The sequence below is a fragment of the Streptomyces sp. NPDC058307 genome, assembly GCF_042880295.1.
Classification (GTDB): domain Bacteria; phylum Actinomycetota; class Actinomycetes; order Streptomycetales; family Streptomycetaceae; genus Streptomyces.
Genome location: NZ_JBHVYZ010000060.1, coordinates 42,324 through 52,313, shown reverse-complemented (window position 1 = coordinate 52,313; position 9,990 = coordinate 42,324). Strand labels below are relative to the sequence as shown.

The window sequence follows — 9,990 nt, the reverse complement described above, 5'->3', positions numbered from 1 at the left end:
GCATCAGGGTCGGGCTGACGTGTTCGCAGCGGTGGAAGCGGGCCGGGGCGTTGTGACCGATCAGGACGAAGAGATGGTCGCGTTCGTCCAGGGTCAGCCGCAGCGCCCGCGCGAGAGCCGCGGTGATCTGCACGGAGGGCTGCGGAGCGCGCTGCTGCTCCAGGCGGGCGTAGTAGTCGGTGGACATGCCGGCGAGCTGGGCGACCTCCTCGCGGCGCAGCCCCTGCGTCCGCCTGCGCGCCCCCTCGACCAGCCCGACGTCGCGGGGGCGCAGCGTCTCACGCCGGCGGCGCAGGAATTCCGCCAGTTCCTTCTTGTCCATGCCCGCCATCCTCGCCCCATCCCGCCCGGCTATCCAGAGACCGCCGATCCATGGCTGAGCCCTCCTCCTCTGCCCGCGCGAAGCCGCTCGTACGGCCGACACCGAGGGGGCGCGCGGCGCTCACGTGCCCGTCGGCGCTCAGGGCGGAACCGGTCGCTTCCAGCGCGACGACCGGGGCGAAGCCGAACACTTCACGACCCTTCCGCGTCTTGGGCGAGGACCTCTCCGAGACGGGTCGTGCGCGCGTTCGTCCATGATGTGGCCCAACGGACCGGGGCCTGCGTGCTGTTGTCGCCCGTCGGGCACTTCAGGTCGGTCAGCCGGCGCTGATCATGGCGAGGACGTCGTCGTAGAAACCGTTGGCCACCGCGTTGCGGAGGAACCTGGCGCGCTCGACGACCAGCTCCTTCGCGTCGGGCTTCTCGCGCAGCAGATCGAGGACCTCGGTGAGGAAGTCGTCCAACGGCATGGACTGCTCGCTGTCCTGCTGACCCATCAGGGTCGTGCGCACGCCCGGCGGGATCATCTCGATCACCTGTACGCCAGCGTCGTCTACGCCGACGACCTGCGATGCACCGATGACGGCTGGCGCATTTCCCGGCGGGTCATCCATCTCACGTGGCCACATGACTTCTAGGAGGCCGCTGAGTCTCGCCGTTTGCGAACCTGCTGCAATTCCGCTGTGCAACTTCTGACAGCCGGAACTACCGGCCAGAGTCGGGGCCGAGGGGCCGAGGGGCCCAGGGGTCCAGGGGTCGAGGGGGCGATGGGGTTGAGGGGTCGCGTGGTCGACGGGGGTGAGGGGTCGACGGGCTTGAGGGGGCGGGTGGTCGCGTGGTCGACGTGTCTCCCGGGTGTGGTGGTCGAGGCTCGGAAGCTCATCTGAGCGCCGGCCCCGCCGAGTTGCCCGGGAGCACGGCCCATTTCCGTCAGCTGTCTTGACGTGTACTTGGCATGGCGGCTTCCATGGGAGCGCTCCCATACTCCTTCCGACTGCCTCACCCACCCCTGGAGCCGCAGTGAGAAGAACGAGAAAGAGCCCCTTGAGCAACCTCCTGGCCCGGCTGGCGGCCCTCGTCGGGCTGGTAGTGCTCGGTGTCCTGTGTCCCGGCACGGCCGAGGCCGCCCAGGCCGCCCAGGCGACCCAGGCGACCCAGGAACCCGGCACCCAGGCCACCGGTCTGCACATCAGCAACGGCCGCCTGGTCGAGGGCAACGGCAACGACTTCGTCATGCGTGGCGTCAACCACGCCCACACCTGGTATCCGAACGAATTGGACTCGCTGGCCGACATCAAGGCGCAGGGCGCCAACACCGTCCGCGTGGTCCTCGCGGACGGCCACCGCTGGACCGCCAACAGCGCCTCGGACGTGGCCAACGTTGTCACCCAGTGCAAGGCCAACAAGCTCATCTGCGTCCTGGAGGTGCACGACACCACCGGGTACGGAGAGGACAGCGCGGCCGGCACCCTGGACCAGGCCGCCGACTACTGGATCGGTCTGAAGAGCGTCCTTGCCGGCCAAGAGGACTACATCGTCATCAACATCGGCAACGAGCCCTGGGGCAACACCGATCCGGCCGGCTGGACCGCCCCGACCATCGCCGCGATCCAGAAGCTGCGGGGCGCCGGCTTCGAGCACACGATCATGGTGGACGCGCCCAACTGGGGCCAGGACTGGCAGCAGGTCATGCGCACCAACGCCCAGTCGGTGTACGCCGCCGACACCACCGGCAACCTGATCTTCTCGATCCACATGTACAGCGTCTTCGACACCGCGGCGGAGGTCACCGACTATCTGAACGCCTTCGTGAGCGCCAAACTGCCCATCGTGATCGGGGAGTTCGGCGGCCCCGCCGACCAGTGGGGTGATCCTGACGAGGACACCATGATGGCCACCGCCGAGCAGCTCCACATCGGCTACCTGGCCTGGTCGTGGAGCGGCAACACCGACCCGATCCTCGACCTCGTGCTCAACTTCGACCCGGCGCAGATGACGTCATGGGGTCAGCGCATCTTCCACGGCGCCAACGGTATCGCGCAGACCGCCAAGGAAGCCACCGTCTTCGGCAGCGGTTCCGGCGACACCCAGGCTCCGACCGCTCCGGGCGCCCCGACCGCCTCCGCGGTGACGGCGACCTCCGCCCACCTGACCTGGACGGCGTCCACTGACAACGTTGGCGTCGCCGGGTACGACGTCGTCCGCGTGAACGGTGGCACCGAGACGAAGGTGGCGGCCGCGACGGCGAACTCGGTGACCGTGACGGGCCTGACGGCCGACACGGCGTACTCCTTCGCCGTGTACGCGCGTGACGCGGCCGGGAACCGGTCGGCCCGTTCGGCGCCGGTGAGCCTCACCACCGCCACCACGCCCGCCGGGAACTGCTCCGTCGGCTACCGCGTGGTCGGTGAGTGGCAGGGCGGTTTCCAGGGCGAGATCGCCATCCGCAACACCGGCACCGCCTCGGTCAGCGGCTGGAAGCTCGGCTTCGCCTTCGCCGACGGGCAGACCATCTCCAACATGTGGGGCGGCACGCCCGCGCAGAGCGGTGGCTCGGTGACCGTCACCCCGGCCAGCTACACCAACACCATCCCCGCCGGGGGTTCGGTGACCGTCGGCTTCATCGGCAGCAAGGGCGCCAAGAACACCGCGCCCGCCGCTTTCACTCTCAACGGAGCGGCCTGCGTGAACGGTTGATGTACCCCAGGTATCAGGTCAACTGTCCCGGACTCTTGACTCGGAGCGCGCTCGGTCGCGATCCTCGACGCATCTATTGCGCCGGTCATGACAAATCCAAGGGCAGTCAAAACGCCCTCGGTCGACGGCGCCTCCCGCCGACCGAGGGACGTGGGCCATGGCCGGACGCACCTGCCGCAGAAGCAAGAACATCACTCTCACCTCCCTGCTCCTCCTGGTGCTGGCCACGATCCTGGGCCCCACGCAGAGTTCGGCGGCCACCGACTGGTGGACCCCGACGGCCAGGCCCACCCCCGACGCCCAGGTCAACGTCACCGGGGCGCCCTTCACCGGCACCAACTCGGCAGGAGAAGTACGGGGGTTCATCGACGCCCACAACCACCTCTTCTCCAACGAGGCCTTCGGCGGGCGGCTGATCTGTGGCAAGGTGTTCTCCGAGGCCGGAGTCGCCGACGCGCTCAAGGACTGTCCCGAGCACTACCCCGACGGCTCCCTCGCGCTCTTCGACTACATCACCCACGGCGGCGACGGCAAGCACGACCCGACCGGCTGGCCGACCTTCAAGGACTGGCCGGCGTACGACTCGATGACCCATCAGGCGAACTACTACGCCTGGGTGGAGCGGGCCTGGCGCGGTGGTCAGCGAGTGCTGGTCAACGACCTCGTCACCAACGGGATGATCTGCTCCGTCTACCCGTTCAAGGACCGCAGTTGTGACGAGATGACCTCGATCCGCCTGCAGGCGAAGATGACCTACGACCTCCAGGCCTTCGTCGACAAGATGTACGGCGGCACCGGCAAGGGCTGGTTCCGGATCGTCACCGACAGCGCGCAGGCCCGACAGGTCATCCAGCAGGGCAAGTTGGCGGTCGTCCTCGGTGTGGAGACCTCCGAGCCGTTCGGCTGCAAGCAGATCCTCGACATCGGGCAGTGCAGCAAGGCCGACATCGACAAGGGGCTGGACGAGCTGTACGGCCTTGGCGTGCGCTCGATGTTCCTGTGTCACAAGTTCGACAACGCCCTGTGCGGGGTCCGCTTCGACGAGGGCGGACTCGGAACCGCCATCAACGTCGGGCAGTTCCTGTCCACCGGCACCTTCTGGAAGACCGAGACCTGCAAGGGCCCGCAGCACGACAACCCCATCGGTACGGCCACCTCCGCGGCGGAGAACGACCTGCCGGCCGGCACCGAGGTCCCGCAGTACGACAAGGGCGCGCAGTGCAACGTCCGCGGGCTCACCGACCTCGGCGAGTACGCCGTGCGCGGCATGATGAAACGCAAGATGATGCTCGAGATCGACCACATGAGCGTCAAGGCCACCGGCCAGGTCCTCGACATCTTCGAAGCCGCGAACTACCCGGGCGTGCTCTCCTCGCACAGCTGGATGGACCTCAACTGGACCGAGCGGGTCTACTCCCTCGGCGGGTTCGTCGCCCAGTACATGCACGGCTCCGAAGGGTTCGCCGCGGAGGCGAAGCGCACCGACGCGCTGCGCGACAAGTACGGCGTGGGCTACGGATTCGGCACCGACTTCAACGGCATCGGAGACCACCCCGCACCACGCGGCGCGGACGCCGCGAACAAGGTGACGTACCCCTTCAAGAGCGTCGACGGGGGCTCGGTCATCGACAAGGAGACGTCCGGGCAGCGCACCTTCGACTTCAACACCGACGGGGGCGCCCACGTCGGCATGATCCCCGACTGGATCGAGGACATCCGGCTCGTCGGCGGGCAGGGTGTGGTCGACGACCTCTTCCGGGGCGCCGAGTCCTACCTCGACACCTGGGGCTCGACAGAGCAGCATCAGGCGTCCGTCGACCTCGCCAAGGGGAAGACGGCCACGGCCAGTTCGTCCGAGTCCAACCCGATCACCAGCTATCAGCCAGGGCGGGCCGTGGACGGCGACGACTCCAGCCGCTGGGCGAGCGACTGGAGCGACGACCAGTGGTGGCAGGTCGACCTGGGCTCCACGAACCGGGTCTCCAAGGTCACGCTCGACTGGGAGCGGGCGTACGGGAAGTCGTACCGGATCGAGCTGTCCACGGACGGGACGAACTGGCAGAGCGTCTGGTCGACGACGTCCGGTGACGGCGGCCTCGACACGGCCAAGTTCACGGGTACACCGGCCCGTTACGTCCGGGTCCACGGTCTCGGCCGCGGTACCGACTGGGGATACTCGCTCTACGAGGTGGGAGTCCACAGCGGCTGATTTCATCGACAGCGGGGGATACACATGGCACGCATGCCGTCGGCCGAGCGGCGCAGACAGCTGACGGAAGCGGCGATCAGGGCGATGGCCCGGGACGGTGTCGCGAAGACGACGACCCGGTCCATCGCCGCCGAGGCCGGCGTCTCCCTCAGCGTCTTCCACTACTGCTTCGACTCCAAGCAGGCCCTCGTCGAGGCCGTGATCACCACGCTCACCGATCACTCGGTGAGCGTGGTCCAGGAGGCGCTGCGTCCCAAGGACACCCTGGAGGAGACCGTCGCCGCCGGGTTCCGGGCGTACTGGGACCACGTCCGCGCCCACCCCGAGGCGCACATGCTCACCTACGAACTCACCCAGTACGCCCTGCGCGAGCCCGGCTTCGAGCACCTGGCCAGGCGCCAGTACGAGCTGTACGGCGAGGCCTACGCGGAGCTGATCGAGCAGCTGCGCAGGGGCATGGACCTGGAGCTGAAGGTGCCCGTCTCCGTGCTGGCCCGCTATCTCGCGGCCATGACCGACGGGCTCACCCTGAACTACCTGGTCCTCGGCGACGCGGCCGCCTGGGAGGACATCCTCGACACGGTCACGGCGCACATCGCGGGCCTGGTGCGCTGAGACCGGTCAGGATTCGAGAAGCACCGGCCGCGGGCCGTGGCTAGCGTGACGGACATGGACATCCGGATTCGGGCGAGCTCCCTCCCGCACCACGACCCGCAGGCCCCCGGACTTCCACCGGGACGTGCTGGGCTTCGAGGTGCGCGGTGGTGACGTGGGCCGCGACAGGATGCGCCGGCTCACCGTCGGGCCCGTCCGCCAGGCCTGTGTCTCGGTCCCGGCGGGCGAGGGCCCCGGCCTGCTGCTCACCACCCCGGACCTCGGCTCCGCCTTCGAGCGGCTGCACCTGATCCGCGTCCAGGAGCTGCGCTGAGGCGTGCGCGTCGTCGTAGTGTTCGAAGCTGTCGTAAAACGGGAGGACATCACCATGGGCAAGGCCACTGCGGACGACCGGCACGCCGCTGACAGCCACGACCTGATCCGTGTGCACGGGGCGCGCGAGAACAACCTCAAGGACGTCAGCATCGAGATCCCGAAGCGCCGGCTCACGGTCTTCACCGGAGTCTCCGGCTCCGGCAAGAGCTCGCTGGTGTTCGACACCATCGCCGCCGAGTCGCAGCGGATGATCAACGAGACGTACAGCGCCTTCGTGCAGGGCTTCATGCCCACCCTGGCGCGGCCCGACGTGGACGTCGTCGACGGCCTGACCACCGCCATCACCGTCGACCAGCAGCGTCTCGGCGGCGACCCGCGCTCCACCGTGGGCACCGTCACCGACACCAACGCGATGCTGCGGATCCTGTTCAGCAGGCTCGGCACCCCGCACATCGGCTCGCCCAAGGCGTTCTCCTTCAACGTCGCCTCGATCAGCGGGGCGGGCGCGGTGACCATGGAGCGCGGCGGACAGACCGTGAAGGAGCGCCGCAGCTTCAGCATCGTCGGCGGCATGTGTCCGCGCTGCGAGGGCCGCGGCACGGTCAACGACATCGACCTCACCCAGCTCTACGACGACTCCAAGTCGCTGAACGAGGGCGCGATGACCATCCCCGGCTACAAGGCCGGCGGCTGGAACTACCGCCTCTACAGCGAGTCCGGCTTCTTCGACGCGGACAAGCCGATCCGGAAGTTCACCAAGCGCGAGCTCCAGGACTTCCTGTACCGCGAGCCGGTCAGGATGAAGATCGCGGGCATCAACATGACCTACGAGGGTCTCGTCCCGCGCATCCAGAAGTCGATGCTCGCCAAGGACCGCGAGTCGATGCAGCCGCACATCCGCGAGTTCGTGGACCGCGCGATCACCTTCATGGTCTGTCCCGAGTGCGAGGGGACCCGGCTGAGCGAGGGCGCCCGGTCCTCGAAGATCAAGGGGGTCAGCATCGCCGACGCCTGCGCGATGCAGATCAGCGACCTGGCCGCGTGGGTCCGCGCGCTGGAAGAGCCGTCGGTCGGGCCGCTGCTGACGGCGCTGGGGGAGACCCTCGACTCGTTCGTGGAGATCGGGCTCGGCTATCTCTCCCTCGACCGGTCCTCCGGCACGCTGTCCGGCGGCGAGGCGCAGCGCACCAAGATGATCCGCCACCTCGGCTCCTCGCTCACCGATGTCACCTACGTCTTCGACGAGCCGACCATCGGGCTGCACCCGCATGACATCCAGCGCATGAACAACCTGCTGCTGCGCCTGCGGGACAAGGGCAACACGGTGCTGGTCGTGGAGCACAAGCCGGAGACGATCGTGATCGCCGACCATGTCGTCGACCTCGGCCCCGGCGCCGGTACGGCGGGCGGCTCGGTCTGCTTCGAGGGCAGCGTCGAGGGGCTGCGGACCAGCGGCACGGTCACCGGCCGTCACTTCGACGACCGGGCCGGACTCAAGGACACGGTCCGCGAGGCGACCGGCGCGCTGGAGATCCGCGGTGCGAGCACGCACAACCTCCAGGACGTCGACGTCGACATCCCGCTCGGGGTGCTGACCGTGATCACCGGGGTCGCCGGGTCCGGCAAGAGCTCGCTGGTGCACGGGTCGATCCCGGCCGGGGAGGAGGTCGTCTCCGTCGACCAGGGCGTCATCCGCGGTTCCCGGCGCAGCAACCCGGCGACGTACACCGGACTGCTCGAACCGGTCCGCAAGGCGTTCGCGAAGGCCAACGGGGTGAAGCCGGCGCTGTTCAGCGCCAACTCCGAGGGCGCCTGTCCGACCTGCAACGGCGCCGGGGTCGTCTACACCGACCTCGCGATGATGGCCGGCGTCGCCACGACCTGCGAGGAGTGCGAGGGGAAGCGGTTCCAGGCCTCGGTACTGGAGTACCACCTCGGCGGGCGGGACATCAGCGAGGTGCTCGCGATGCCGGTGACGGAGGCGGCGGAGTTCTTCCGTACCGGTGAGGCGAGTACGCCGGCGGCGCACAGGATCCTGGAGCGCCTCTCGGACGTCGGGCTCGGCTATCTCACCCTCGGCCAGCCGCTCACCACCCTGTCCGGCGGTGAGCGGCAGCGGCTGAAGCTGGCGACCCACATGGGCGAGAAGGGCGGGGTGTACATCCTGGACGAGCCGACCACCGGTCTCCACCTGGCCGATGTCGAGCAGCTCCTCGCCCTGCTGGACCGGCTCGTGGACTCCGGCAAGTCGGTCGTCGTCGTCGAGCACCACCAGGCGGTCATGGCCCACGCCGACTGGATCATCGACCTCGGCCCGGGGGCGGGTCACGACGGCGGACGGATCGTGTTCGAGGGGACACCGGCGGAACTCGTCGCCACGGGAGGCACGCTCACGGCGAAGCATCTGGCGGCGTACGTGGGCAAGTGACGGGGCGTTCTCGGCCCCAGGTCCCCCTGACTCTCCGGTCCCCTGACTCTGCGGTCCCTGACTCTGCGGTCCCCTGACTCTGCGGTCCCTGACTCTCCGGTCCCCTGACGCTCCGGTCGGCGTGGCTCACCGCTTCGGCGGGAGCCACGCCGATCAGGCGTCCCGGTGTTTTCACCCGGCCCCGCCCCGGCGATCCGGCCGGATCCCGCCTCTTGACCCATGGCCCACCCTCCCCGATGCTCAGTTGCGCATGGTGATGCGTGTACCGGATGGGGCAACCCGTAGGTAGGTCGGAGGAGTGACCCATGGCTCATGAGGTTCGTGCTGTCGTCGCCCGCGCGAAGGGCGCCCCCGTCTCCGTCGAGACGATCGTGGTCCCCGACCCCGGTCCCGGCGAGGCGCTGGTGAAGGTCGAGGCGTGCGGGGTCTGCCACACCGATCTCCACTACCGGGAGGGCGGCATCAACGACGACTTCCCCTTCCTGCTGGGGCACGAGGCGGCCGGTCGCGTCGAAGCCGTCGGGGAGGGCGTCACCGGTGTCGAACCCGGCGACTTCGTCATCCTCAACTGGCGTGCGGTCTGCGGAAAGTGCCGGGCGTGCGCCAAGGGCAGGCCCTGGTACTGCTTCGACACCCACAACGCGGTCCAGCCGATGACCCTGCTCGACGGCACCCCGCTCTCGCCCGCCCTCGGCATCGGCGCCTTCGCGGAGAAGACCCTGGTCGCCGCCGGGCAGTGCACCAAGGTGGACCCGGCGGCCCCGGCGGCCGCCGCGGGACTGCTCGGCTGCGGGGTCATGGCGGGGTTCGGCGCGGCCGTGAACACCGGCGCCGTCGGCCGCGGGGACTCCGTCGCCGTCATCGGCTGCGGCGGGGTCGGCACGGCTGCCGTCGCGGGGGCACGGCTCGCCGGCGCGACCAAGGTCATCGCTGTCGACGTCGACCCGCGCAAGCTGGAGCGGGCCAGGGGGATGGGTGCCACGCACACCGTCGACTCGCGTGAGAACGACCCGGTGGCGGCGATCCGCGAACTGACCGGCGGCTTCGGTGCCGACGTCGTCGTGGAGGCGGTCGGCCGCCCCGAGACCTACCGGCAGGCCTTCTACGCCCGCGACCTCGCCGGCACCGTCGTCCTGGTCGGGGTGCCGACCCCGGAGATGAAGCTGGAACTGCCGCTGCTCGACGTCTTCGGACGCGGTGGCGCCCTGAAGTCCAGCTGGTACGGCGACTGTCTGCCCTCGCGCGACTTCCCGGCCCTCATCGACCTCTTCCTGGACGGCCGCTTCGACCTGGACGCGTTCGTCTCCGAGACCATCGGCCTCGGGGACGTGGAGAAGGCGTTCGAGAAGATGCACCGCGGCGAGGTGCTGCGCTCCGTGGTGGTGCTGTGAAAAGCCCCCCGATG

8 protein-coding genes are annotated in these 9,990 nt (G+C 69.0%); 6 read left to right on the top strand and 2 right to left on the bottom strand.

Annotated elements, in window-relative coordinates:
• A partial coding sequence (locus ACFVYN_RS32510) for a helix-turn-helix domain-containing protein (RefSeq protein ID WP_390005137.1) occupies positions 1–322 on the bottom strand: 322 nt, incomplete at its 3' end.
• Positions 323–638: 316 nt separating this feature from the next.
• Positions 639–857 (bottom strand): hypothetical protein, encoded by a 219-nt coding sequence (locus ACFVYN_RS32505; protein WP_390005135.1) that lies wholly within the window; start codon positions 855–857, stop codon positions 639–641.
• Between the two features lie 508 nt (positions 858–1,365).
• Here ACFVYN_RS32505 and ACFVYN_RS32500 point away from each other — a divergent pair.
• The 6 genes from ACFVYN_RS32500 to ACFVYN_RS32475 all read left to right on the top strand — a co-directional run bounded on the left by ACFVYN_RS32500 (position 1,366) and on the right by ACFVYN_RS32475 (position 9,976).
• Positions 1,366–3,018, top strand: a complete 1,653-nt coding sequence (locus ACFVYN_RS32500; RefSeq protein ID WP_390005132.1) for a cellulase family glycosylhydrolase — start codon at positions 1,366–1,368, stop codon at positions 3,016–3,018.
• A gap of 157 nt (positions 3,019–3,175) precedes the next feature.
• On the top strand, positions 3,176–5,227 hold the full coding sequence (locus tag ACFVYN_RS32495; RefSeq protein WP_390005129.1) for a discoidin domain-containing protein: 2,052 nt from the start codon (positions 3,176–3,178) through the stop codon (positions 5,225–5,227).
• Between the two features lie 24 nt (positions 5,228–5,251).
• A complete protein-coding gene (locus ACFVYN_RS32490) occupies positions 5,252–5,842 on the top strand; it encodes a TetR/AcrR family transcriptional regulator (RefSeq protein ID WP_390005127.1) in 591 nt (196 codons plus the stop codon).
• A gap of 124 nt (positions 5,843–5,966) precedes the next feature.
• On the top strand, positions 5,967–6,155 hold the full coding sequence (locus ACFVYN_RS32485) for a hypothetical protein (protein ID WP_390005125.1): 189 nt from the start codon (positions 5,967–5,969) through the stop codon (positions 6,153–6,155).
• A gap of 54 nt (positions 6,156–6,209) precedes the next feature.
• Positions 6,210–8,585: an ATP-binding cassette domain-containing protein gene (locus ACFVYN_RS32480; protein ID WP_390005144.1), complete on the top strand. Its 2,376-nt coding sequence runs from the start codon at positions 6,210–6,212 to the stop codon at positions 8,583–8,585.
• A gap of 305 nt (positions 8,586–8,890) precedes the next feature.
• On the top strand, positions 8,891–9,976 hold the full coding sequence (locus tag ACFVYN_RS32475; protein WP_390005123.1) for an S-(hydroxymethyl)mycothiol dehydrogenase: 1,086 nt from the start codon (positions 8,891–8,893) through the stop codon (positions 9,974–9,976).
• Positions 9,977–9,990 lie beyond the last annotated feature (14 nt).